Origin of the sequence: Colwellia sp. MB3u-55, from assembly GCF_014076785.1 — a bacterium.
Lineage (GTDB): Bacteria > Pseudomonadota > Gammaproteobacteria > Enterobacterales > Alteromonadaceae > Colwellia_A.
Window position 1 is genome coordinate 112,127 of the sequence record NZ_JACGUS010000119.1, and the last position, 25,866, is coordinate 137,992.

General features: G+C 37.0%; 26 protein-coding genes. 18 read left to right on the forward strand and 8 right to left on the reverse strand.

Features of this window, described 5'->3' with window-relative positions; genetic code table 11:
* The first annotated feature begins 219 nt into the window (after window positions 1-219).
* Both H4J66_RS15200 and rdgC read left to right on the forward strand, forming a co-directional pair.
* Window positions 220-1,965, forward strand: a complete 1,746-nt coding sequence (locus tag H4J66_RS15200; RefSeq protein ID WP_182175838.1) for an ATP-binding protein — start codon at window positions 220-222, stop codon at window positions 1,963-1,965.
* 135 nt (window positions 1,966-2,100) lie between these two features.
* A complete protein-coding gene (gene rdgC, locus H4J66_RS15205; protein ID WP_182175839.1) occupies window positions 2,101-3,021 on the forward strand; it encodes a recombination-associated protein RdgC in 921 nt (306 codons plus the stop codon).
* A 118-nt stretch (window positions 3,022-3,139) separates the two neighbouring features.
* Here the strand turns inward: rdgC and hldE are convergent, their stop codons facing one another.
* The gene (hldE, locus tag H4J66_RS15210; RefSeq protein WP_182175840.1) at window positions 3,140-4,564 is read right to left on the reverse strand and encodes a bifunctional D-glycero-beta-D-manno-heptose-7-phosphate kinase/D-glycero-beta-D-manno-heptose 1-phosphate adenylyltransferase HldE; all 1,425 of its coding nucleotides are present in this window, start codon (window positions 4,562-4,564) and stop codon (window positions 3,140-3,142) included.
* Between the two features lie 84 nt (window positions 4,565-4,648).
* Between hldE and lpxL the strand changes: the two genes are divergently transcribed.
* Both lpxL and H4J66_RS15220 read left to right on the forward strand, forming a co-directional pair.
* Window positions 4,649-5,587, forward strand: coding sequence for an LpxL/LpxP family Kdo(2)-lipid IV(A) lauroyl/palmitoleoyl acyltransferase (gene lpxL / locus H4J66_RS15215; protein ID WP_182175841.1), 939 nt, complete (start codon window positions 4,649-4,651; stop codon window positions 5,585-5,587).
* Window positions 5,588-5,703: 116 nt separating this feature from the next.
* Entirely contained in the window at window positions 5,704-6,384 is a 681-nt protein-coding gene (locus H4J66_RS15220) for a TcpQ domain-containing protein (protein ID WP_182175842.1), read from the forward strand.
* 31 nt (window positions 6,385-6,415) lie between these two features.
* Here H4J66_RS15220 and glnE read toward each other — a convergent pair whose 3' ends face one another.
* Complete coding sequence (glnE, locus tag H4J66_RS15225) at window positions 6,416-9,289, reverse strand: bifunctional [glutamate--ammonia ligase]-adenylyl-L-tyrosine phosphorylase/[glutamate--ammonia-ligase] adenylyltransferase (protein ID WP_182175843.1); 2,874 nt, start codon at window positions 9,287-9,289, stop codon at window positions 6,416-6,418.
* 183 nt (window positions 9,290-9,472) lie between these two features.
* Between glnE and H4J66_RS15230 the strand changes: the two genes are divergently transcribed.
* From H4J66_RS15230 to H4J66_RS15270, 9 genes are all read left to right on the forward strand, one after another.
* Complete coding sequence (locus tag H4J66_RS15230; RefSeq protein ID WP_182175844.1) at window positions 9,473-10,438, forward strand: hypothetical protein; 966 nt, start codon at window positions 9,473-9,475, stop codon at window positions 10,436-10,438.
* Between the two features lie 22 nt (window positions 10,439-10,460).
* The gene (locus H4J66_RS15235) at window positions 10,461-11,363 is read left to right on the forward strand and encodes a DUF350 domain-containing protein (protein ID WP_182175845.1); all 903 of its coding nucleotides are present in this window, start codon (window positions 10,461-10,463) and stop codon (window positions 11,361-11,363) included.
* 117 nt (window positions 11,364-11,480) lie between these two features.
* The gene (locus H4J66_RS15240; protein WP_182175846.1) at window positions 11,481-13,187 is read left to right on the forward strand and encodes a polyamine aminopropyltransferase; all 1,707 of its coding nucleotides are present in this window, start codon (window positions 11,481-11,483) and stop codon (window positions 13,185-13,187) included.
* A gap of 135 nt (window positions 13,188-13,322) precedes the next feature.
* On the forward strand, window positions 13,323-13,736 hold the full coding sequence (locus H4J66_RS15245) for a YjfI family protein (RefSeq protein WP_070375922.1): 414 nt from the start codon (window positions 13,323-13,325) through the stop codon (window positions 13,734-13,736).
* 23 nt (window positions 13,737-13,759) lie between these two features.
* A complete protein-coding gene (locus tag H4J66_RS15250) occupies window positions 13,760-14,449 on the forward strand; it encodes a PspA/IM30 family protein (protein ID WP_182175847.1) in 690 nt (229 codons plus the stop codon).
* A 96-nt stretch (window positions 14,450-14,545) separates the two neighbouring features.
* Complete coding sequence (locus tag H4J66_RS15255) at window positions 14,546-15,184, forward strand: hypothetical protein (protein ID WP_182175848.1); 639 nt, start codon at window positions 14,546-14,548, stop codon at window positions 15,182-15,184.
* A 3-nt stretch (window positions 15,185-15,187) separates the two neighbouring features.
* Window positions 15,188-15,517 carry a hypothetical protein gene (locus tag H4J66_RS15260; RefSeq protein ID WP_182175849.1) on the forward strand — a complete coding sequence of 110 codons (330 nt, stop codon included), beginning with the start codon at window positions 15,188-15,190 and terminating at the stop codon, window positions 15,515-15,517.
* 31 nt (window positions 15,518-15,548) lie between these two features.
* Entirely contained in the window at window positions 15,549-16,019 is a 471-nt protein-coding gene (locus H4J66_RS15265; RefSeq protein WP_182175850.1) for a potassium channel family protein, read from the forward strand.
* Window positions 16,020-16,097: 78 nt separating this feature from the next.
* Window positions 16,098-16,358 (forward strand): LPP leucine zipper domain-containing protein, encoded by a 261-nt coding sequence (locus tag H4J66_RS15270; protein WP_182175851.1) that lies wholly within the window; start codon window positions 16,098-16,100, stop codon window positions 16,356-16,358.
* A 315-nt stretch (window positions 16,359-16,673) separates the two neighbouring features.
* On the opposite strand, the gene H4J66_RS15275 is transcribed toward H4J66_RS15270, so the two are convergent.
* Together H4J66_RS15275 and H4J66_RS15280 are read right to left on the reverse strand one after the other, a co-directional pair.
* On the reverse strand, window positions 16,674-16,853 hold the full coding sequence (locus H4J66_RS15275; protein WP_220463316.1) for a hypothetical protein: 180 nt from the start codon (window positions 16,851-16,853) through the stop codon (window positions 16,674-16,676).
* A 138-nt stretch (window positions 16,854-16,991) separates the two neighbouring features.
* Window positions 16,992-18,248, reverse strand: a complete 1,257-nt coding sequence (locus H4J66_RS15280; RefSeq protein WP_182175852.1) for a hypothetical protein — start codon at window positions 18,246-18,248, stop codon at window positions 16,992-16,994.
* Window positions 18,249-18,645: 397 nt separating this feature from the next.
* Between H4J66_RS15280 and H4J66_RS15285 the strand changes: the two genes are divergently transcribed.
* Both H4J66_RS15285 and H4J66_RS15290 read left to right on the forward strand, forming a co-directional pair.
* Window positions 18,646-18,972 carry a hypothetical protein gene (locus H4J66_RS15285; protein ID WP_182175853.1) on the forward strand — a complete coding sequence of 109 codons (327 nt, stop codon included), beginning with the start codon at window positions 18,646-18,648 and terminating at the stop codon, window positions 18,970-18,972.
* 23 nt (window positions 18,973-18,995) lie between these two features.
* A complete protein-coding gene (locus tag H4J66_RS15290; protein ID WP_182175854.1) occupies window positions 18,996-19,832 on the forward strand; it encodes a lipopolysaccharide assembly protein LapB in 837 nt (278 codons plus the stop codon).
* A gap of 45 nt (window positions 19,833-19,877) precedes the next feature.
* Here H4J66_RS15290 and H4J66_RS15295 read toward each other — a convergent pair whose 3' ends face one another.
* From H4J66_RS15295 to H4J66_RS15305, 3 genes are read right to left on the reverse strand one after another with little or no spacing between them, the layout of a single operon-like run.
* Complete coding sequence (locus tag H4J66_RS15295) at window positions 19,878-20,291, reverse strand: ATP-binding protein (RefSeq protein WP_182175883.1); 414 nt, start codon at window positions 20,289-20,291, stop codon at window positions 19,878-19,880.
* Complete coding sequence (locus H4J66_RS15300; protein WP_409049365.1) at window positions 20,287-20,793, reverse strand: ABC transporter ATP-binding protein; 507 nt, start codon at window positions 20,791-20,793, stop codon at window positions 20,287-20,289. Before H4J66_RS15300 ends, H4J66_RS15295 begins: the two co-directional genes overlap by 5 nt.
* 51 nt (window positions 20,794-20,844) lie before the next feature.
* The gene (locus H4J66_RS15305; protein WP_182175855.1) at window positions 20,845-22,023 is read right to left on the reverse strand and encodes an efflux RND transporter periplasmic adaptor subunit; all 1,179 of its coding nucleotides are present in this window, start codon (window positions 22,021-22,023) and stop codon (window positions 20,845-20,847) included.
* A 328-nt stretch (window positions 22,024-22,351) separates the two neighbouring features.
* Between H4J66_RS15305 and H4J66_RS15310 the strand changes: the two genes are divergently transcribed.
* The gene (locus tag H4J66_RS15310) at window positions 22,352-23,026 is read left to right on the forward strand and encodes an alpha/beta hydrolase (protein ID WP_182175856.1); all 675 of its coding nucleotides are present in this window, start codon (window positions 22,352-22,354) and stop codon (window positions 23,024-23,026) included.
* Window positions 23,027-23,289: 263 nt separating this feature from the next.
* Here H4J66_RS15310 and H4J66_RS15315 read toward each other — a convergent pair whose 3' ends face one another.
* Entirely contained in the window at window positions 23,290-24,498 is a 1,209-nt protein-coding gene (locus tag H4J66_RS15315; protein ID WP_182175857.1) for a lytic murein transglycosylase, read from the reverse strand.
* A 152-nt stretch (window positions 24,499-24,650) separates the two neighbouring features.
* On the opposite strand from H4J66_RS15315, the gene H4J66_RS15320 reads away from it, so the two are divergent.
* Together H4J66_RS15320 and H4J66_RS15325 are read left to right on the forward strand one after the other, a co-directional pair.
* Window positions 24,651-24,977, forward strand: coding sequence for a DUF6172 family protein (locus H4J66_RS15320; protein ID WP_182175858.1), 327 nt, complete (start codon window positions 24,651-24,653; stop codon window positions 24,975-24,977).
* A 24-nt stretch (window positions 24,978-25,001) separates the two neighbouring features.
* Complete coding sequence (locus tag H4J66_RS15325; protein ID WP_182175859.1) at window positions 25,002-25,859, forward strand: PA4780 family RIO1-like protein kinase; 858 nt, start codon at window positions 25,002-25,004, stop codon at window positions 25,857-25,859.
* Window positions 25,860-25,866: the final 7 nt, after the last annotated feature.

The window sequence follows — 25,866 nt, forward strand, 5'->3', positions numbered from 1 at the left end:
TGACATTATGAATTATTTTTTAAAATTTTATGACAATTTGATAAATTTAGCTAAGAAAGACTCCGCATAAGTCACAGCAATTTAAAATAAAAAATTATTTCGTTTAAAAAGAGATAAAACACCTTACATTGAATAAAAATCATTCTTATAGCAGAAAATACTTTTAACCTACCGTAAAATGTCTAGAATTAAGCTAGGTATCACAATAAAGAAGATAAAATGAAGGTAACAAGCATTTCTCGAAAACTATTGACCCGAGTGCTCTCGGTTTATTTTGTTTTAACCTTTATTGTCACCTGCGTGCAAATTGGTGCTGAGTACATTAACACTAAGAGCCACATAAACAGTGAATTACTAACCTTAGAAAAAACATTTAGCAGCAGTTTAACTCGTGCTGTTTGGGAGCTAAATACACAGCAAGCTGTTGATATTGCGGTGGGATTAGTCGCTATTCCTATGATAAAAGGAATTGTGGTTACCGATGAATATGATCAAATCATTGCGCAATTAGGTGAGTTTTCCGAGGGTGAATTTTTTAATCAAGCAGATAAAGCCACCTTAAATAGTGAATCTACTGCCATTAGTTCTTTTTCTGAAGGATTATTCGGCCATTCATTTCAACTCATCTTTGAGTTTTCTGGTCGAACAACAAAAGTGGGGACCGTCGTTCTCTTATCAAGTAATGAAGTGATTTTCGATCGTATTGAAGTGGGTATATATTTTTTAATCGGTAATGCTATGGTAAAGACAGCCGCGTTAGTTTTTTTATTTTCCCTCGCCTTTTCTAGCTTATTAACAAATCCGCTTAATGAACTTACTGAACAAATCAACCATTTTGATATAGACGATCCCGAAGCTTCAAAGCTTCATACCATGAGTTATGAAAATAACGAGCTGAACATTTTACAAAGAGCCTACAACAATCTGCTCGATGAGCTGGTGCAATATCAAAATCGACTGAGTACCGCAAAGCAAGAAATATTAATGGCAAATCATAAACTTGACGATCAAAATTTAGTATTAGAACAAGAAGTCGCTAAAAAAACATCATCGCTAAGTACCACCATGCTTGAGATGAATAAACAACAGCGTGAACTTATCGAGCAACAAAAACAGTTAAAAGCTGAAAATATTCGCCGCAGCCAAACAGAACAAACCTTAACAAAGACCAACCAAGAATTAAAAAACTCGATTCTAGAACTCAAAAAAGCGCAAGAACGTTTACTTGATGCAGAAAAAATGGCTATTTTAGGTAAATTATCCGCGGAAATATCCCATGAAATTAATACCCCCATTGGTGTCAGTATTACCTCAACCAGTTATTTATCAGATTTGTTAAATTCGTTAAAAAGTGATGTCGACGACCAAAAGCTAACCAAACGATCATTAGATGACTTCACTAAAAATGCTGACCAAAGTTTACATTTACTCTTTAACAATCTTAATCGCGCATCTGATTTGATCACCAGTTATAAACAAGTCGCTGTTGATCAAACCAGCAATAAAACACGCAAGATTAATGTTGCACAATACCTGCATGAAATCATTCAATCTTTGCAGCCAAAATTAAAGAAAACTAAACATACAATTAACGTAAACTGTGTTGATAATATTGATATTTATTGCCATGCGGGGGCAATATCACAAATATTTACTAACCTAATAATTAATTCAATTATCCATGGATTTGATGGTATAGAGAATGGCACGATTACCATAGGTGCAAAACTAAAAGGTGAACGTTTATATCTGCATTACCAAGATAATGGTGTTGGTGTTCCTCAAAATAAATTACCACAAATATTTGACCCTTTTTATACCACCAAAAGTGGTACTGGAGGCACAGGCTTAGGCACTCATATCATTAACGAATTAGTTACTGACACATTGAATGGCACAATAGTCGCACATTCTGAGGTTGGACAAGGTCTTAGCTATGATATTGAATTTAATGATATGCGTTAAAATATTCTCTATCACGATATCTTAACGGTAAGACTCTGCAAGTGAGTGCTAATAGCTGACATTTAAGTTACTATATTGCTCTTTTAAAATTTATCAGCCGGTGCACTTAGTGTTCCAGCGGCGCAGGAAACTTCTATGTGGTTCAAAAACCTATACTTTTTCACATTTACTCGCCCTTTTGCATTATCAGAAGATCAATTAGAAAAACACTTAGCTGAACATTTATTCACCCCTTGTGGATCAACAGAACAATCGCATTTTGGTTGGGTAAATGCTTTAGGTAAACATGGCCATTCAACGGTTCATGCCGCTAACGGCAACCTTTTGGTTTGCGCAAGAAAAGAAGAGAAAATTCTTCCTGCTCCCGTCGTAAAAGATATGATTGAAGCAAAAGTTGCTCAACTTGAAGTTGAGCAAGCACGCAGCGCAACTAAAAAAGAAAGAGAACAGTTTAAAGAAGACATTATTTTTGAACTACTACCTAGGGCGTTTTCTCGCGTTACCGATACCCATGCTTATATTAATGCTGAGCATAACCTTATTGTTGTAAACTCAAGTAGCCGCGGTAAAGCTGAAGATTTATTAGCCTTGTTGCGCAAAGTTATTGGTACTTTACCTGTAACAAGTGTTTCACCAGAAAAAGCGCCTGATGAATTGATGACTGACTGGTTAAACGAGAAAAGCATTGGCGACAACTTTACTTTAGGTATGGAAGCAGAGTTTCATGCCTTAGGCGATGATGGCGCAGTAGTACGCGTTAAAAATCAAGATCTTGATAGCGATGAAATTAAAACCCATTTAGACGCTGATAAATACGTAGTGAAATTAGCACTTGAATGGGATGAAGCGATGTCGTTTATTCTTTGTGACGATCTAGCGATTAAACGTTTAAAGTTTTTTGATGTCTTACAAGAACAAAATGACGATATCGATAGTGACGACGTTATAGCAAAACTTGATGCAGACTTTGCCTTAATGGCTGGAGAGATTAATCGTTTGATTAATGACTTACTGGCTGAATTCAATGTTAAAGCGACAGATTACTTAGAGAGCTAACACGCTTTAGCTTACTGATGTTTCTAAAGAAAAAAGCAGCTAATATAGCTGCTTTTTCATTGCTTCGCTTTATTACTTCAGTATTAATCGAGTTAATAATATCGGTAAAATAGGTAGACTACTTCAAACGAATAGAATTGATGATATCGGTTGTGGAAATACCTTCTTCAAAGTTAAGTACTTTAACTATGCCACCATTGGCCATCACTTCTTTACCGCCAGCAATATCTTCAACTTTATAATCCCCCCCTTTAACTAATATATCAGGGAGAATGTTACTTATAATACGTTGAGGGGTGTCTTCTGAAAAACTGACTACCCAGTCAACAGCGCCTAAACCAGCTAAAACTGCCATTCGTCTGTCGGTAGGGTTAACCGGTCGTCCACTGCCTTTTAATCTTTTTACAGAAGCATCGTCATTAACAGCAACAATCAAACGAGTACCTAAAGTACCAGCATGGGCTAAATACGAAACATGACCCGCATGTAAAATATCAAAGCAGCCATTGGTCATAACAATATTCTCACCACGAGCTTTTGCTAATTTAACCGCTATTTTTAATTGCTCTTCGCTGACAACTCCAAAACCACTTTCTTGTCCTGTCGATATTTCAGCTAATAATTCGGTCTCGCTAACGGTTGATGTCCCCAATTTGCCAACAACAATACCGGCAGCAATATTGGCTAAAGCACTCGCTTGGGTATATTCAGCTTTCGCTGCAATAGCCAAAGCAAGGGTCGCGATAACCGTATCACCTGCGCCGGTTACATCATAAACCTCACGCGCTCGAGTCGGTAAATGGAATTCGTCATGACCTCGACGAAGCAAGGTCATTCCTTGTTCACTGCGCGTCACTAACATTGCTTCTAAATCAAGATGTACTAACAGTGCCTGACCTTTAGTGACAATATCATTTTCTGTTTTACATGCGCCAACCACAGCTTCAAATTCGGATAGGTTGGGAGTTAATAATGTTGCGCCACGATAGCGTTCAAAATCGGTACCTTTGGGATCAACTAACACAGATTTCCCTTGCTTTTTAGCTATAGCAATTAAATTTTGAACGTCAGATAACGTACCTTTACTGTAATCAGACAACAAGAGTAAATCATGATTAACCAATTGGGCAGCCACTTTTTCTTCAAGTACATTTTTATTTACTTCGCTAAGAGACTCTTCAAAATCTAAGCGGATTAACTGCTGATTTCGGCTCATTACACGTAATTTAGTGATAGTGGGAATATTAGCTTGTTGATCAAATTCACAATGAATATTTAATGCAGATAGCTTTTTTTTCAAATGCTGAGCAGCTTCATCATCACCAGTAATGCCAACAAGAGTGGCTCTTCCACCAATAGAAGCTATGTTTAATGCAACATTTGCCGCACCGCCGGGGCGATGTTCATCTTGATTAATTTTAACTACAGGAACGGGGGCTTCTGGAGATATACGATGTGTTGGACCGTACCAATATCGATCTAACATAATATCACCAACAACCAACACACTTGCTTGCTCAAAAGCGGGAATGTCTACTTTCATCCTATGCCTCTTAACTCTTTATGGATATACAGATATAATGGTTAATATTGTATCACATGAATTTCAATGAGTTGACATCATCCCGTGAGTAAAAATAAAGTTTTACAACCTGATTTTAAAATATCCTTCCTATTACCTAAGTATTGGTTAACTTGGTTTGGAGTAATTATTCTCTACACCATTTCATGGTTGCCTTATAAATTACAATTAATGCTCGGCAGGATGCTCGGGCGTTTACTGTATAAAATAGGCTCAAGTCGCAAAACGGTAGCGATGAAAAACTTGCAACTGTGTTTTCCAGAAATGTCGGCACAAGAACGTACCCATATTTTAAAGAAGAACTTTGAAAACACCGGCATTGCCTTATTTGAAACCGGCATGGGCTGGTGGTGGCCGGATTGGCGTGTTAGACGAAAAACAAAGGTTGTTGGCCTTGAGCACTTAGAAAAAGCCCATCGAGAAGGTAAAGGTGTTTTACTCTTAACTATGCACTACTTAAGTGTAGAAATTAACTGTCGTGGCATAGGTACTGGCCACCCTACAGTGGTTTTTTATCGCCCCCACAATAATCAACTGATGGAATTTTTTCAATTTAGAGGTCGTGGCCGCTCCAATAAATATATGTTGGGTAAACGCGACGTTAAGGGTTTAATGAAGGCACTACGTGATAAAGAAGTTTGTGTTTATTTGCCCGATCAAGATTATGGTCGAAACCGTAGTTTATTCGTGCCTTTTTTTGCTGTACCTGATGCTGCAACAACCACAGGTACATTAATTTTTGCTCGCCAGAAAAACGTACAAAATCACATACTCATACCGACCAGAAATGATGATGGCAGCGGATACACTTTAGAAATAAAGCCGATGATGGAGAATTTCCCTACCGATAATGATGAGGCTGATGTTATTCGCATCAACCAAGAGCTAGAGAAAGCGATTATGTTTAAACCTGAACAATATATGTGGTTACATCGACGTTTTAAAACAAGACCTAATAAAAATGCCCCTTCACTCTACAAATAAATCATCGTTGAAATCATCAGCGTTGTATAAATAACAACTTTTCAGTATGGTAGTATTTAATATAGGTACACCATACTGGAATTTTCCATATGGCCTCATAACTAAGAAAGCCTTATATGAACTTTTGGTTACGCAACATTATTTTTGGCTCAATTCTAATTGCTTTAGCTTTTTTATTATTTGAAAACCAAGAAGATCTATTTTCTTCTTTGTCGGATGATACACAGGCAAAAGCAGAATTTACGCCGATTAGACCAGCAGATAAAGCCGTTATGGCAACAAAGTCTTCGACTTCAAAAATAAAAAGTAATAATGCGGCAGCAGATGGTCTATCTCGCTTTTACGCAAACTTACATGGTGACGATGGCAGTTCAGGTCCAAAAATTCGCAATAATATAGTTTACTTACAAGAGCCAAAGGGTGACATTGTCAACCTACTAGAAGCTCGTCGTATGGTCACACGTCCCTTACGAAAAAATTGGCGTGGCACCAATGAAAACCACCCATTTCGCTTAGGTGAAACACTGTTTCAAAAACTTTCAGAATATGCAAATAGTGAGGGGTTAGAAGTTATTTGGTGGTTAAATAGAGATTTTTTGGTCAAAGATCCTTTTCGCATTAATAAAGAAATCATCAAAACAGCTTACCAAGTTGGTAAAGCGGTTGAAGGACATTTTCGCGAAGGTATTAAGGTCTATTTTTGTCATCAACAACGAGCCATAGTACTGATTGATTTAGATATACCCTACCTCGATGAAGAGTGTATTTTATTGCCACAAAAGTCTCAAAGACGCTAAATAATAACGTCTTTGTAGTTATCAGACATATCTATAAAGATTCTTCATACAATGACAAGCAAATAGCAGCAACGTTTTCAGCTATTACCTCAAAGTCGACCTTAGTCAATAATTGCTGTTCATTTTTCAAGGTCGCGTGGTGACCGAAATCACGTAACGTGCAATAACTAGTCGTTAGCTGCTTTTGTTGCTCTGAGCTTATTACTCCGCAGCGTTGTAGCCCTTTAAGTAAATGTAAGTTATCGGAATATTTGCAAAGCTCTGGGTGCTTTTCACTTTCGCTAAGCACAAGAAATTGGACTAAAAATTCGATATCAACTAACCCACCTTCGCCTTGCTTTATGTCAGTGTCAGCCGATGTTGATTTATCTAAATGCGCACGCATTTTTGCACGCATTTTTAAGACATCGGCACTAACAATTGCTCGTTCACGGACGCAGGTCAGTATTTCTTGCCTAATGGCTGAAAATTTATTCGCTAATTCAAGGTTACCATATACAGTGCGAGCCCTGACTAACGCTTGATGTTCCCATGTCCATGCTTCTTCTCGCTGATACTGTGCAAAAGCATTAACATGGACAACCAACAAACCAGAGTTACCAGAAGGACGCAGTCGCATATCTAATTCATATAAAATACCACTGGCCATACGTGTATTAAAAATATGCATGATGCGCTGTGCTAGTTTCATGTAGAATTGCGAAGCGGGGATCTGCTTTAAACCGTTAGTAACCTCATTACTTTGACTATTATGAATAAAAACCAAATCTAAATCGGAACTATAACTTAATTCTATACCGCCCACTTTTCCATAGCCAATCGCAGAAAAGCCTTTATGGTTTTCGCCAACTGTGGACTTGGGCACCCCAAAACGCTGAGCCATTTGTTGCCAAGCTAAATGAATAACTTCTTCGATAATAGCTTCGGCAAGAGCGGTTAAATGATCGCTAACTTTAGTTACGGGTAAAATCCCACAAATATCACCAGTCGCAATTCGCAAGTGTTGGGCTTGCTTAAATTGCCTTAACATGTCCATTTGTGCCTCCTGATCATCCTCAGGTATCCGCAACATTGCTTGTCTTAAGTCAGCAGAATAACTACTCAGTTCTGGTGGATTGTGTAACAATTTAGGATCGATTAATTCATCTAATAATATCGGATACTTGGCAATATGCTCTGCGATCCAACTACTTTGATGGCACAGTTTAATTAAATGCTTCAATGCACCTTCATTTTCAAATAATAATTCAATATAGGCGGTACGCGTTGATATCTTATTAAAAATAATTAAGACTCGTTCTAGCGTAAAGTGACCACTATGCTCTTGCTGTATGTGCCACATTAAAACGGGTACTAATTTATCAAGCACCCCGCGCCCTCGATTTCCGATACTGCGCTTTTCCATCTCAGCTCTAAATTCAGCGAGCAAACTCCATATTTTTTTAGCATCAACGAAGACACTGATCTGTTCGATCCAAGCAACACTCTCCTCATTTGACCATTTACTGTCCCACAATGCTGTCCAATGCTGATCTTTCGCTTGATGATTAGGACTCTCTTCGCCAATAAGTGCACAAAATTCCTGATGAACGCTATTCATTTTCAACGCTAAGAATTCAAGAAAATCTGGCCATGTTTGACATTGTTTATGATGAAGTGCCCATAATAACCGTGTTTGATCCAAGGCATTATCTGGCAAGGTCTGAGTTTGTTGATCATTTAACGCTTGAATAATATTTTCTACTCGTCGTAAAAAACAATAAGCATCGGTCAGCACGGCTTCATTCTCAGCGGTGATAACTTCTTTCTCGACCAAAATAGGTAACACCGTTAATAAGCGGCGGTGTTGCAGTTCTTTTATCCGCCCACCACGAATAAGTTGAAACACTTGCACTATAAATTCAACTTCTCTAATACCACCTGCACCCAGTTTTATGTTGTTATTTAATTGTTTACGACGCACTTCTTGGGCGATCATCATTTTCATGCGGCGTAAGCTATCGATAACACTAAAATCGATATAGCGACGATAAACAAAAGGTCTGAGTATGGTTGAAAGCTGGTCATGATATTTACCTTGGCCAATAAGACGCGCTTTGAGCATCGCATAGCGCTCCCAGTCACGCCCTTGCTCTTGATAATAATCTTCCATGGCATTAAAGGTTAAAACAAGCGGACCACTTTCACCAAAAGGACGTAAACGCATATCAACGCGGTAAACAAAACCATCGGCCGTTTTTTGATGTAAGGCAGTAATTAATTTTTGTGCCAAACGAATAAAAAACTGCTGATTATCGAGACTACGCCTAGCACCTCGTGTTTCCCCCATTTCTGGGTAGGTAAAAATAAGGTCGATATCAGAAGAAAAATTTAATTCACGCCCACCTAGCTTGCCCATCCCATAAACTAACAGTTGTTGCACCTCACCATTTTTACTCTTGGGTATACCCCACTTTTCTTGGCAAAGTGATGTTAACCAGTTTAATGCAGCTAAAATAAGCTGATCAGCGAGTTCGGATAAACGCTCTAACGACAAGGTTAATTCAAGCTCAAATAACAAGTCAGCAACGGCAATATTAACCATCTCTTGTAAACGAAACTGCCGTAATATTTTATGTAATTGTTCTTCACTTTCACAAGGGGTAATCAGCTCGGTAAGCATTTGCTGATAATTGGGACAGTCAGTTTGGTAAACACGTTCGCTTGAAAATAAAGACACTACAATATCTGGGCACTGCAACGCACTGTTTAATATAAAGTCACTTGCCATTAATGCTTGATGAAAGTCAGCGAGTTGTTGCTCGGACAAATTGGCGGTTGCTTCCGGGTATTGATGATTAAACAATTGTGTGCTTTTTTGCTGTTGCAGGGAGAGTATATTTGGTAGCTGAGTTAATTTATTCATTTAATGACTCATTTGTTAACTATGCAAAAGATAAGGAAGAAGAATTTCAAATGAAATCACGAATTAATAGACATATTATGTCTATGATGCTATTAATAATGTGTTATATATTACATATACAGATAGTAAATTCGTACTCAAATAACCTGAGTATATTTTAACAATAGCATTTTTGAGGACACTATGGCAGGAATGCAACACATCAAATACGCTTTTTTAAGCTTGATTATTTTCTTAGTCGGTTGCTCTGATCCCTTCGAAGAAAAAATTAGACAACAAACGCCAATCACTGAGCTTCGTATTCAACAATTAGCTGACGCCTTAACTGATGGTCAGGTACGTAATGCCAGTTTAATTCATCAATATGCTGAAAAACTTAAACAGCAAAAACCTCATCTTACACAATTAATTAACGAATTTGACAAAGATGCGACGACTAAAGGTCCGATGTATTTGTCGCTACTTGACCGTTTAGGAACCATTAAAAATCAACCGAGTATGTTTGCCAGTAAAGAAGATATTTTCAATGAACTGGTCAACATTTATCTTGCCGCTGACCCCGTACTTTACTCTGACGCATTAAGCGATCCACTTAATGTGCTTGCTGACATGTCTGATGGGGTTTTGCCGCGTGTTAACTCGTTATCAAAAGCACAAAGTAAACAAGCCAATAATGCTCAGGACTTTGGTACCGGAGAACAGTTAATTGGCAACCCAAGTTATGGTAGTTGGACGCAAGGTAGCAATGGTATGTCTTTTTGGGCATGGTATGGCATGTATTCAATGATGGGTGATGTATTTGGCTCACGTCGAACTTCGTATAATGATTGGGGACGTTCAAGAAATTACAGTTATTATAACGATTACGGCCGAACTCGTTATAGTTCACCAAGCCAATTAAAAAAACAAAATGATTTAGATACCCGTACAAAAAAATCATTTCAAAGCCGCGGTCAAAAATATAACAGTACTTACAGTAAAAGTAGAACGGGGTCATCTAGCCTTTCTAAACAAAGTAGTACGGCACAAACCAGTGCAAAACGATTTAGTACCAATAGTTCATACGCAAAGAAGTCTAGCTACTCAAAAAGCTCCAGCTTTAGAAACAGCAAAAGCACCACATCTCGCAGCTTTAGACGCGGCAAATAACGAGTAGGATATAGGAATTAACATGAATACATTTTTTGAAATTACTGCCCTAAATCAAGATCTATTAATTTACTTAGTTATTGATATTTCTATTGCGATTGTTTTATTAGGTGCAATGCGTTTTATTTCGGGTTTATCGGCTAAAGTTAACTCTACGCAAGAGTTAGCCCAAAAAGATAACTTTGCTTTTGGTATCAGTGTCGCTGGGAGTGTTGCCGCCTTAGGTATTGTCCTTACTGGTGCAATCAGTGGGGAAAATGCGCCAAGCTACTGGATGGAATTTGTTGGCATGTTCGCTTATGGTACATTAGGCTTGATACTGATAAAAATTGGACGTGTTATCCATGATAAATTATCACTGCAACGCCTCAATAAAACACAAGAAATTCTAAATGAGAATTTAACCGTAGGTATTGTTGATGCTGCAGGTGCCATTGCGACCGCTATCATCATTCGAGCGGTTTTACTTTGGGTTCATGGTTTAAACGTTGATACCTTTATTGCCATCATTGCCGGCTTTATTATCTCTCAAGCTATTTTATTATTAGTTACCCGCTTAAAAGAGCGCCAATACGCAAAAAATAATCAAGGCGATTGCTTACAAGAAGCATTTACACGTGGACAAACCGCAATTGCTATACGTTATGCTGGCCAATTAATTAGTACTGCTTTAGCTGTTACCGCTGCGAGTCATTTTCTTACCTACTCACCTGAAACTTTATTTTATAATTTAATCTCTTGGTTTGTATTTGCTGTTGTGGTGACTCTCTTAGTCGCAATATTAACAGCCATTGCCAAACGTATTGTACTGTGGGGAATTAACTTAGTTGAAGAAGTTGATCAACAACAAAATATAGGCGTTGCTTGTGTTGAAATGGCAACGAGTATTTCAATTGCTCTCATTTTAACCGCATTGATGGCATAACCTTCCCCTCTTTTACCAAAAAAGCTTTAAGGGCATAAGCGCTTAAAGCTTTTTTATCTTCAGGAAGAACAGTATTAGCCATTGACCTTATTTAATGGTGCTAGGTACTTTATAACTATGAATAAAAAACAATTATTTTGGAACGATACTCTGCTTATTTTAACCATGGCCGTTTTAGCTGGTTGTGGTTTAATCTATGAATACCTTTTATCCCATTATGCTGGTCGTGTCTTAGGCGCGATGGAAAGTACTATTTATGCCATGATAGGCTTGATGATTGTCGCCATGGGTCTAGGTGCTTTTGCCGCAAGAAAGATCACCTGTGCATTCAAAGGTTTTGTTTGGTTAGAGCTTACCATAGCGTTTTTAGGTTGCAGCTCAATTTTAATTATTGGTGGCTTAATAGCAATCACTCAAACGTTCCCGCAAGTATTAGCAGACACCTTTAATTTGCCACCCGACTCTATGCCCCAGGGTGGGTTTTTAAAACAACTATCGCAGCTTGCTTTTAATAGTCCCTATTTTTTTGGTTTCATCTTAGGTTTTTTCATTGGTATGGAAATTCCCCTTATCGCACGTATTAGAGAATCAATTCACCAAAAACATTTAAAAAATAACCTAGGCACTATTTACGGTGCCGATTATGTTGGGGCGGGTATCGGTGCTGCAATTTGGGTTATTTTTTTATTATCTATTGATATCAGTAAAGCCAGTGCGTTAACGGCTGCCTTAAACCTCATTGTCGGTGGTATTTTTATCTTTCATTTTTGGGATAAACTCTCCTGGCGAAAAACCTTAGTTTCACTTCATATTTTATTATTGATCGCCATTGGCGTTATTTATCAGTCAGGTAATAGCTGGTTAAATCAAATGAGTAACTTGCTCTACTTAGATAAAGTTGTTTATACCGATAAAACCCGCTATCAACAATTAAACTTTACCCAACGACATATGGGAGCAGAACAGCCAAGTGTGATTAACTTTTATCTTAATGGCCGTTTACAATTTTCGTCTGCTGATGAGTTTATTTATCACAGTTATTTAGTCAGTCCTGTTATGGCTGGTTCTGCTAGGCATGACAATATATTAATCATTGGCGGTGGTGATGGATTAGCATTGCGTGATGTCTTGCAGTGGTCACCCAAAAAAGTCACCTTAATTGATTTAGACGCCGAATTAATGCAAATATTTTTGGATCCTACCGAAAAGTTATCACCATCGTTGGCTACTCAACTTAATCAGCTAACGCAGAAAAGCTTACAAGACCCTAGGGTAAAGATTATTAATGAAGATGCCTTTTTAGCAATTGATACCTTGTTAAAACAACAACAAACCTTTGATAGCATCATTGTTGACCTACCTGATCCTAGCCACCCTGATTTAAATAAACTTTATTCTGTTAATTTTTATGCGCGCTTACATCAGTTGCTCGCGGGTGATGGCTTAATTGGCATACAATCGGCAAGTCCATATCATGCAAAAGATGCTTTTATTGCGATTGGAAAAACAGTAAAAGCGGCTAAATTCGCTCACGTTCAGCAATATCACGATAATGTGCCAAGCTTTGGCGAATGGGGTTGGACGATAGCGTCAAAACGGGGTGCTAGCCCACTTAACCGTTTACAGTCTTTAGAAAAATTACCAATTGAACATCATTGGCTAACATTACCTATGGTGATTAATTCATTCGAATTTTCGAAAAGCTTTTATAAGAACCAAGCAGATGTTCCTATTAACTATTTAGGTAGCCATAATATTTATCAATTACACCAAAAAGCATGGCGTGATCAACAAGGTTTGAATAATGCTTATTTACAAGAATGACAAATAAATAGCAAATAATGCAAATCGGCTCTTGACATATTATGTCAAAGTGCTAAATTTACCTCAACGACATAATATGTCTGAGAGATATTCACTTTTAGATTTATTAACGAAAAATACAGACTAAGGAATCACATGAACATTCATAAAATTGCTGATCACTTAAATAGCTTAGCGGACAATTCTGAAACCGGGATGGTTTTTGATTGTCAGCCTATTTCAGGCGAAGTGGACGTTTTACAAATTACTGTTATCGACCGTGAAGAATTACCAATTTTTGTTTCTGTAACCGATGATCAAATACTATGTATCACCTATTTATGGGGTGTAGAAGAAGTAAAACCTGAATACCTACAAGACATGCACGTAAGCATGTTAGAAATGAATATTCCGATGCCTTTATCATCATTTTCAAAAATTGGTGATAAATACGTAATTTTTGGTGCCCTATCTATTAATTCATCTTTTCATGACATTGAACACGAATTAGGCGTTTTAAGTAATAACGCGATGGAAATTATAGATGATATGGGCGAGTACCTAATTTAATTAACCACCCTAAGGAAAAAACTATGAGTATTTTTAAAAAGATAATGACCGCAATTCGAGGTGGCGCTTCAGAAGTTGGAGAATCAATTGTTGATTCAAACGCTACCCGCATTTTTGAACAAGAGATTCGTGATTCAGAAAATCACTTAACTAAAGCTAAACGTGACCTTACTGGTGTTATGGCTCAACAAATGTCATCAAGCCGTGAAGTTGACCGTTTGAAGCGTGAAGTAACTGAACATGAAGGCTATGCAGTACAAGCCCTTGAAAAAGGTGATGAAACGTTAGCATTAGCTGTTGCTGAAAAAATTTCTCACTTGGAAAATGATCTAGCATCTCAACAACAAGCACTTGATAGTTTTTCAGGTAGTGCTAATCGTTTAAAAGAACTAGTGAAGAAAAGTGAGCGCCAAGTAGGTGAATATAAACGTCAACTTTCTATGGTTAAAACAACAGAAAGTGTTCAAAAAGCAACATCGGCAATCACAGATAACTTTTCATCAAGTAATTCTAAGCTGTTAAATGCTAAAGATTCTTTAGAACGTATTAAAGCTAAACAGCAGAAGTTTGATGATCAAATGAAAGCTGCAGAAGTGTTAGAATCTGAAAACTCAGATAATTCATTAGCTGCTCAACTTAAGCAAGCCGGTATTGGAGGCACAGATAATAGTGCAAATTCAGTATTAGACCGTTTAAAAGCTAAACAAAAGTAACACACATGCTCGTTAGCCATTATTGACTAACGAATACCGTTTTAACCGCCTAGCTGTTTTCCTCCCAACAACTAGGCGGATTTTTGGGATCTGAATATGAGTTTTCTAAAGCGACTATTTAAAAAGAAAGAAGACGAACGCCAAGTTAACTCAGCTGAAGAGTTAAAGATTAAAGATATTATTGTGCTGACCGACAGTTTCGCCTTACCTGAGTCCTTACGTAAACAACAGTTTCAAGTATCAGCCATTAACTGCAATGAATTTGAAAATAACACACAAACTGAATGGGTTTTACAAGGTGCGAACAACCTTGAGCTTTACTTAACCATCGAAAGTGATGATAAAACTTACCTTAAATTTGCCCTTAAAATTCAGCACCAAGATATCGAATCACTGTTCGATTTAGATGAGTTTGCCACAATATTTGATGAACCTGGCGAAGCCTTTCTAGAGAGAAAGTCAGATTCTTTATTAACGTCAGGCTGGAGCAGTCCACAATACCAGCAACAAGTTTTTGCAAAAGTAGGTTATTTTCACCGCAGAGATAATCGTAGTGAAAGTTTAAGCGCCTATGAAGGAAATGAAGCAGGCGAGCAATTTGAACTTTACAGCTTACTTGATGAAGAGCAATCGCGCGGTATTGATATTGAAGTATGGCAAGATGGTGATACCGACTTATTTATTACGTTATACCGTCCAACTTCTGATATTATCGACATTTTCCCGGGGAGCTAATTTGTGAGCAGAAAATTACCTGAAAAATGGCAATCTTCAATTCAAGCAGTCAAAGCGGTGCAAGTAGCTTTTGATATGGATGAAAAAATTCAATTAGCAATTCGTACTCAAGCATTACATGCCGGTCTGAGTCCATCAGACCAAATTCGTGATATTCTAGGCCTACCAACAAATAAAAGACCTAAACGACCTCGTTTAACCGTAAGTTTAGGACAAGATGATTACCAAATTTTAGCATTAAAATACGGTCTGTATCCTGAACAACAACTTGAAATAAAGCGTAAATTAATGGATGATTTAATTCTACATGTTACGCAAAGCAATAATAGTTAACTGCAAAAATGAAATTATAAACATTATGATAATGAGCCATAGACTTAAACATTACACTATCGATGAATTTGGTGTTAAGAATTATAAATCTCGATATATATTAATCTTAACAATATTGACACTCTATTTGATTATGGCTGGTGCAGCGAAACTGTTACTGCATTTCGAATTACCAGCACCAACGGCCAATATTAAAACATATAATGATGCTTTCTGGGCGCTACAAGTGAGCTCTAGTACCATAGGTTACGGTGATTACTATCCTGTAACTACAGGTGGCAGGGTCGTTGTTATGTGTATGTTCTATATTGGTGTTGGATTAATGAGCTTTATTGGCGCGCAGTTTATTAATCGTTTTTTTGGATTTTCTAACACAGACGTTAAAAATAGAGAGTTGCGCCGACAAAATAAAGAAATACTTGATCATAATAAGCAACTCGAAGTGAAAATTGATTTATTAGCCAATAAAATTGAAGAAGTTATTCAAAAATCAGCCAAGTAAATATTAATAAATAATGTGCTATAAATTTATTATATTATGCCATACTTATCTTTAAAATATAATAAAAGGGAAAACACTATGTTAATTAAAACTATTGCTCTAGCCGCACTTATCATGACAGCAACGGGCTGTGCTAACACTGACGCTTTAGAAGCAAGTGTAAGTAGCCTAAACCAAAAGGTTGATTCACTAACTAATAAAGTTAATGCCTTAACGGATGAAGTTGCCGATGTAAAAAGTCAGCAAACAATGAATACAAAAACAATAGAAGGTGTTAAAAAATCTGTTGCTAATGCTAATGAACGCATGGATAACATTGCTTCTAGTTACAAAAAATAACGGTTAGACCATAGGTCTATTAAATAAAGCACGAGATTGATTATATCAGCCTCGTGCTTTTTTATGCCTGTTATTTAGTATCAACAAACTATGACTATTGGAATGTAAGGATGTAAAAATGCCTTGGAAGTAGGATGTCTGAGAAAGACCATCCTAAACATAAAAAGCCCGTTACTTTTCAGTAGCTGGCTTTTAATTTTTGCTGATTAATCAACATATAGCGGTACTTAGCTAGCTACTTTTTCTTTTACCCAAAAGCTTGGGCAAGTTCAACTAATTTCAAAGCTAAATGGGGATCTATCCCTAGTTCTTTAATCAAGAAGCAGTATGAAGGGGCTTATTGAGTTTTTCTGCCATATAGGCAATGAAACGCGTTTTACCACAACCTGTTGGCACTTTAATTAATACGGGTAATTGATGGTGATAGGCATATTCAAATAAGGAGACTTCATTCTTTTGTTCTTGATAATATAAAGAATCGTCAGTTTTGGTCAAAGGTGAAGATTAACGGTGTTGATAAAAACTCAAAGGCGTAATTTAACTTAACGTGAAAATACGCCCTAAATTAGTTAGCTGCAAATTTGAATGGACCTAAGTCGATTCCAATCAATTGAGCATGAAAATAGCGATTAATTAGCCAAAAATTGCGCGCATTAAACCGATAGCTTGTTCAACACTTTTACCATTTTTAACCTGAATAATAATTGAGTCACGTTTGCCCTGTAAGTACGCAGGAAGATCTTCTGAGGTAAGCGCTTTGTCCACTAATATTTCAGCTGACTCTTTACTACGTTTTTTAGGCGTCGCCTTTGACTTCGACTTCGCTTTATTAAGCATTTTTTCACGTAACTTAATGTAGTTTGAATTTGGTGCTAAGTCAGCATCAGCAAATAAAAACAAATCAATTAATACCGCACGATTTTTCCAAAGGTTAAGTTCACGATTTTCTTTGTTGCCAGTAGCTTCATCTTGAGAGCTTTCTTCGCCCTCATTTGCAACACTGTTTGTTTCAACTATCTCTGGTTCTGCTTGATGCCACCATGCGAAAGTACGCATAGTACCAATCATGTCATGCCAGTAAGATGAAAAATCTGTATTTTTTAATTTAGCAATCGATAAGCCTTGGCAAAGAATATCAATTTTATTGTTATTTAATGCAATAAATTGATCCGGTCTGCGCATCGCTAACAGACGGGTAGCTACCGCTAAAGGTGCTTTTTCGCCTTGGGCTTTTGTTTGGGTATATTCTTTAAAAATTTGTTGGAAGTCATTCACAAAGCTTTGGTAGTTTGCATGACTTACTTCTCCAGTTAAAGGAATGTGCGCTAATGCCGTATCAAATTTTTCAGGTGACTGCTCAAGCAAGGTATGAAAAACTTTTGCACCTTTAGTGCCAGCAAACCATTCAACATCAAAATTATAAATGCTGTAGTCATGCTGAGTTGTGTGCTTACCAGAAAAAGCTAAACGGTCTTCAATAATTAAGTCTGCTAAAGGTTGTTGACGAATTTCGTCAAGATAATTCAATAAACGTAAGCGTTCATCTAAAGCATGAATCGTGCTTTGTTGTTCAATAAAACTGGCAAATATAGGCCAAGGGGCAATTCTAGCCATTTTAAACTGACTAAGCGTAAAGCCAGCTTCAAGAATATCTTGTAGCTTCTTAAGCGGTAAAAGTTGCTCATCTTCTAAAAGATCCTTATTAAGTTCTTCACGACATAGTCGGGCCAACTCGCCACACCAGCCCAGAAAATCATCTGGACGATGTGTCACTTTAACCGCCATTAAATTTAGGCTCAATGGCGTGACATATTTAAGGGCATTTTGATAAACCTGATTTTCAGCATCAGACAAGGGCATATTAACAGGTGAAGATAACAACTTTCTCATGAAACTATATAAACTCCGTATAAGGAATTATCACTAATAATACGGTTAAGCATAGATTAGAAATAATATAAAAAAAGCGTGAAAAATCCACGTTTTTATTGGGTATTGCAATTAAGTGTATCGATTATAGCAAATGAGGAGTGTTTTGTTGATTTAATCTGCGAAAAAAAACGCTAGCCAACTTTAATCTTTATGCATCTACACCACCCAACTTATAATTAGCATCGATAAAGCATAGCGTGTAGTTAAACTGAACGTTAAAAGTGACGTGTCATGATTAGTTTTCAACAACACTTTATTATAAGTTATTATTCTGTCAACTTAAGTACAAAGCTCTTCGTAGTTAAGTTACCCGTGGCAAGACGAGATAAATATACCCGAATGTTAAGGATGACAAATGCATCGCATAAAAATAATTTTACTTTTGATATTATCTTTTGTTTTTTCAGCCTGTTCAACTACATCTATAGATGGCTCAAAATCTGATATTAAACAACACATCAATATTCCTATTAATTACAATTTATTTGAACAAACAAAAATAGCGCCATTAAATGAGCAAGAGCTGTTTTACCTAACGCAAGACCAACAGAAAAAAGTAAAAATAGATTTTGAGAAAAAAGTAGCTAGGGCTATGAACCTCACCAAGCACTCTATCAGATACTTAACGAGAACATGGCCAATTTTACCTATTATGGTGAAACATATAATGCCACTACCGTAATGCGTCTTAATAAAGGTAACTGTATGAGTTTGGCCATTTTAACAACTGCTTATGCTAAGCTTTTGGGGTTGGATTTCTCATATCGTAATGTGTATACCTTACCGATTTTTTCTAAAAAAGAAGATGTTATTTTGTCATCTTCGCATGTACAAACAGTAATTTATGATCCCTCTTTTGTTGCTGATGATAACTTTTTCTATTTTTCTCCCTCCGGTATAACCATTGATTACTTACCAAATAAAAATAATCGTAGAGGAGGAACGTTTTCTTATAATGCCTTTGTAGCTATGTATTATAAGAATATAGCTGCTGACGCTTTAGCTGATAAAGATTTAGCGAAATCCTTTATGTATGCTAGTACCACCTATAAATATGACACTAAAAATATCGAAACAATTAATTTATTAGCCGTTATTCATCGTAGGGCTGGCGATGTAAAAACGGCAGAAGCAATCTACAAAATAGGTATAGATAGAGGAAAACCAAACATAGCACTATTAAGTAATTATATTATGCTACTTAAGTCTCAACAGCGAATGGAAGAAGTGAGTTTTCTGCAAAGTAAGATGGAAGAACTAGACGACCCTAGCCCCTATAAATCGTTAACTCAGGCTTATGTCGCAACACAAAACAATGATATTAAACAAGCAGAAAGACACTTTAAAAAAGCATTGAAGAAAGCGCCCTATTTAAACCAAGCCTATATGGGGCTATACCGTATTTATATAAAGCAACAAAAAATGGAGATGGCTCAAGCTATGTTAGTTAAAGCACTAGAGTGGACCTATGAGCTTGATGAAAAAAAGCTCTATAAGCAGAAACTCTATAATATTAACCAAAGCATTGCTGGAAATATCTAAACGGTAATATTGGTATATATCGAGTGTAGCTGATAATTTATCGTATCAACCTTTAGGAAGCGATATGACAGCTTCAACCCCGGCGACATTCTCTCTGTTTTTTAACGATAAAAGTCCATCATGGTTAAATAATATTTGTTTGCATAACGTTAAGCCAATACCACTGCCTTGTGGTTTTGTCGTATAAAAAGGAACAAATAAGTTATTTTTGTTAGCTATCCCGCTACCTGAATCACAGACGTGAATGTGAAAATATTTATCATCCTCATGACAAAACACTTCAATAATTTTGTCTGTGCTACGAATTCTCTGCATGGCTTCTTTGGCGTTTTTAAAGACATTGATAAAGACTTGCTCAAGCTGAGCTTTATCTGCGTAAATATTTACCTGTTCTAAATCAATAGAATTATCTGGAAATAGAATACGACAATCACTAAAGAGCGCAATACAATGGCTAATAAAGCCTTGCGGGGTCGTTAACTAAAGCACGAGCTACAGCGACTCGCTGTTGCTGACCACCAGAAAGCTGTGATGGGAAATGATCTTTTCGGTGGGACATTTCAACTTTTTCTAATACCTGCTGTACTTTGCCCTCTATTTCACTTTTTGATAAACCTTTTTGATACGTTAACGGTAGCATCACATTTTCAAAAACCGTCAAATCGGAAATTAAGTTAAATGACTGAAAGACAAAACCAATTTGTTCACTGCGAATTTTTGCTCGTTGATCTCTTAATAATGATGAAACATCAACACCATCTAGTTCATAAGTGCCATGGGTTGGAGAATCAAGTAAACCTAAAAGTGATAATAATGTAGATTTACCACAGCCAGACTGTCCACTTAATGAAATATACTCACCCTTTTTAATCGTTAAATTAACAGTATCAATAGCGCATGTTTCGATTTCTTCAGTCAAAAACCTTTTACTGATTTCTTTCAATTCGATTAATGTGCTCATTTTTATTTCCTTTAATTTGTCTGTTACTCTTATCTTCATAAATAATTATTATTAGTTAATCATCACTTCTTGATGCTCTTGCCAACTCGTTGTATCGGAAATAATAATTTCATCTCCAACGGCTAAACCAGAAAGTATTTGGATTTGGTTGACTGAACTCTGCCCTAACTTCACCTTTTTTTTTTGAGCAAATTTTTTATCATTAATCAATTTATATAAACCTGCATCACTATAACGAGGGGCAAATACCGGACGTTTAACATAGAGTGTATCCGCAATATCACTTACCTCAATTAAGCCATCTACCGTTAAATCAGGTCGGGCATCATTGGGTAATTCACTATTTAGCTGCACATCAATTTGAACCATGCCAGTATTTACTGCAGGGTCAATGCGAATAACTTTACCAAAAATTTTATTACTTCTCGTATCAACAATAACGGCTTGACCTAATGCAATATCACTCACTTTATTTTCTTGCACTTGAAGCTCAGCAAACAACGAACGTTGATCCGCAATCAAAGCGACACTACCACCGACTTGATCTTTAATACGCTGATAGTTATTTTCAACTAAGCCCGATCGTGCTTGTTGAGCAGTTTTAGAGGCAAGTAAACTCGCTTTCATTTTTTCAACTTTTTGCTTTTGTGATAGCCAGTATTGATTTTGTTGCTTAACGGTCAGTTGGCTATGCTGATAATCAAGCGCTAATACGGTGGCATTTTTTTGCGCGATTAATTGTGTTTCAGCATCAAGTTTTAACTTGCTGATTTGGTAACTATAGTCAGCTTCAACGACTGAATTTTCTAAGTCAAGCAATTGAGATTCAAGCGCAATATAAGCAGCATAATTTTCTGCTTTTTTTGCCTCGAATTCCCAACGGGCTTTTTCTAATTCACGGTGTAATTCAGGGTTAGAAAGTTGCATCAGCATCTGCCCTTTAATGACATGAGCGCCTGCTTTAACAAAGGCTTGTTCAACACGACCAGAAACTTGTGCTGAAACCCAACGAATATAGACAGGCTTTAAAACCCCTGTTGCGCGAACATTCACTTGAAAACGACCTTGTTCAACAACAGCGGTCACTAATTCATTTTGTTTAACAATAAAAGAAGCATCGCCCATCACACTTTTTAATTTATACGTTGCAAAAGCTAACATCAGTACAACGGGTACATACCAGTACTTACGCCACAAAGGTATTATTTTTTTTTCTCGTTGGATATCCATACTCGAATGACTTCATTTTAGTAAGTAATAATTAAGTAAGGTAATACAAGGGACATGCCAACTTCAAATAAGATGTAAGAAACTGTTATTTAACAATAAAAAAGTTAGAGTGATTGTTTTAGCATTTAACTGTGTCGAAAACGACACAAAGTAAAAATTAAGATGTGGCATTTATGGAACAAGCTAAAACGTGACACCATCAAAAAATAAATCCTACTGTGAATAGGTCTTCAATTTTTGGTATATTTACTCTTTTATATAGATTTTTAATATTAACTCAAGCTGTTATCATAGAGTAAATTTCAATTTATTAAGATAAGTAAAATAGATGTCAATAAAACCCTTAGCGCGCGTTACGGTAGAACCAAAATCAACAGCCACATCATGTGTTATTTGGCTACATGGACTTGGCGATTCAGGCGATGGCTTTGCGCCGATTGTTCCGGTATTAAATTTACCAAAAAATCATGGTATTCGTTTTATTTTTCCGCATGCTCCTGAGCAAGCGGTAACAATTAACCAAGGCTATGTGATGCGTTCTTGGTACGATATAAAAAGTATGGACTTGCATAATCGAGCTGATATGGCTGGCGTACTAGAATCGGAACAAGCCATTCATGCGCTTATTCAGCAGCAGATAGATTCAGGTATTGCTGCCAATAAAATAGTACTAGCAGGTTTTAGTCAAGGTGGCGTTATTAGCTTATTTACCGGTCTTAGGTACCCAAGAGCCTTAGCGGGCATTATGGCTTTGTCATGTTACCTACCAACCGCAGATAAATTGCCCGACAACTGTCACATCGCCAATAAGCAAACGCCTATTTTGCAAAACCATGGTGAGCAAGATGACGTAGTACCAATGAGCTCGGGAAAACTGGCCAATCAACTATTAATTGATGCTGGATATAATACAAAATGGCAATCTTATCGTATGCCTCACAGCGTATTACCGGAACAACTTAGCGATATTTCAGCTTGGTTAGTGAATACCCTATTAAAGTAATCAACCTTATTAAGCTATAAATTAACTCAATAAAAATAAAACCGGCATATTGTCGGTTTTATTCATTTAAACGACAAAAGAAAAATTATGTTAAAGACATTACTGAGCATAGACAGACTCAGTAATATCAACCTACTTAACACTTCCCTTTTCTTCGGCGCCATCTTTTCAATTGGCGCATATAAGCATCTTTATAGGACTTAACCAGAAAGTACTCACTCAATTATATAACTATAAATATCTTATCTAAGAGATAAAAAGAGTTATCCTTGAATACCTGCTTTTATTAATACCGCACTATTGGGGAAACCGTCGGCGATTAAATCATGTTGTAATTGATATAAACGAATAGCTTTACGACTTTTTGGTCCCCAAATACCATCAGGTTTTCCAACGTCAAAACCTAACATATTAAGCTTTTCCTGAAGGGCTTGTAGTTCAGCAGGCTTGTATAATACCTCCTTATCATGAGCACTGACCTTTAAGCCGCTAGCCCCTTGAATACGGTTAGCTAACAAGCCAACAGAAAGCGCATAATTCTCAGACAAATTCCACTTCATAATAACGTTAAAATTAGGGTAAACTAAAAATGCAGGTCCACCAGCGCCAGCAGGTAAGACTAATTCAGCATCTATTTTATAATCAGATAAAGCAGTACCATTAGCACGTGTTACGCCTAAAGCTTTAAAGGTTGCTAAGGGATAGAACTGATCAAACTCGACTTGTTGAAAAGCAAAGTTTTTTGGCAGCTGTACTTGACGACCCCAACGCTCTTTTTCTAACCAGCCAATGTTATTTAAGTAATTAGCCGCACTCGTTAACGCATCGGCTTCACTTTGCCAAACATCTACTTTACCGTCATCATCGCCGTCTAATGCATACTTTCTCAATGCTGAGGGCATAAACTGCATATGCCCCATGGCTCCAGCCCAAGAACCAGCGAGTTGCTTGGTGGTGACCGTTTTATTATCGATCAAATGAAACAGATCAAATAATTCAGCGGTAAAGTATTCACTCCGTCGCTCATCACAGGCCAATGTGGCTAAAGAGTTTAACACCGACATTTTTCCTTTGTTTCTACCAAAGTTAGTTTCTAAGCCCCAAAAAGACACCAAGTACTGTGCAGGAATGCCGTATTTTTTAGACAATTTATCAAACAGCTCTTTATGCTCCGCTAATTTCTTTCTACCGGTTTGGATATGATAATTAGTTAAGCGTAATTTTAAATAATCAGCAAAGCTTTGACTAAATTCAGGTTGGTGTTGATCGAGTTCAATCACGCGTTTGATCGGCGCAAGCGCTGGAATAATGTCATTAACAATATAACCTGAATAACCAGCAGATTCGGCCTTAACCTGCAAATTATTGATACATTGTGTAAAATTGTTATCACCCGTAGCATTCACGACTAAGGGCAATGTTGTTAACGAAGCAAAAACTAACTGGGAGAAACGTTTAATAACGGATGACATAACAGAAAAACCTTATAAAAAATTGAATAAAACATCGAAAAATATAACCAAGTTCACATTAGCAAATACTAACTGTCGCACCCAAGGAAAAATTAACGTAAAATGCAAATCAAATGTAACAAATTCTCTTAACAATATCATTTAGGAACGTCATGAAAAAAACATTCAACATCACTCACCCAAAAATTAAAGTTGCTCGCTTATTTGAAGGTGTAAAACATGATGTGAAAAAATACATAAAAAGAGAAAGAAACAAAAAGCTGCCTGCTGGCGTTGATTTTTGGGATTTTGACTCTAAATACGGTATCACCGAAGCAGACGCAGAAGTTGTACATTTATCTGCACTCAATAAACATATCGACGAAGCTGAAAAGCTTGGCTTAACTTCATTCTATGTAGAGATCGTCGTAAAAGAAGGTTTCCGTTCAGTAAAACCGCTTGGTGATGACGAAGACTTCGACGAACTTGACGAAGAATAACTTCAAAGCCGATTTAATTAAATAATGAAAATACCTAAAAGACTACAACCCCTGGTTGACGATGGACTGGTTGACGAAGTAATCAGTCAATTAATGAGTGGCAAAGAAGCAACTGTATATATGGTACGTTGTGGCGATGATATTCGCTGCGCCAAAGTATATAAAGAAGCCAATAAACGCAGTTTCAAAAAAGCCGCTCAATACCAAGAAGGGCGAAAAAGCCGTAATAGCCGTCGCGCACGCGCGATGGAAAAAGGCTCAAAGTATGGCAGAAAACAACAAGAAGATGCTTGGCAGAATGCCGAAGTTGAAGCCCTTTATACGTTAGCTGCTGCTGGTGTTCGAGTGCCTCAGCCATTTGGTTGTTTTGAAAGTGTGTTGTTAATGGAACTGATCACCGACGGTGAAGGCGATGTTGCGCCGCGCTTAAATGACATAATATTGCCACGTGAACACGCCATTGAAGACCACCTTATCATGATGAATTATGTAAAGATCATGCTTTGCGAGGGTATCATTCATGGTGATTTATCAGAATTTAATGTCCTAGTTGACGAATATGGTCCTGTTATTATTGACTTACCACAGGCAGTAGATGCCTCAGCCAACAATAATGCCAAAAGCATGTTACTGCGCGATGTTGAAAATATTACTGATTATTATGCTCAATTTGCCCCAGAATTAGCAAAAAGTAAATATGCTCAAGAAATGTGGGCCTTATATGAAAAAGCAGAATTAACACCAGAAACCGAGTTAACAGGCCTATTTAAGGAAAACACAAAATCGGCTGATGTTGATACAATATTAGAAGAAATAAAAGCAGCATTTGCTGAAGAACAGGAACGATTAGAGCGTATTAGTGATGCAGATGAGTTAGATTAATCTATTC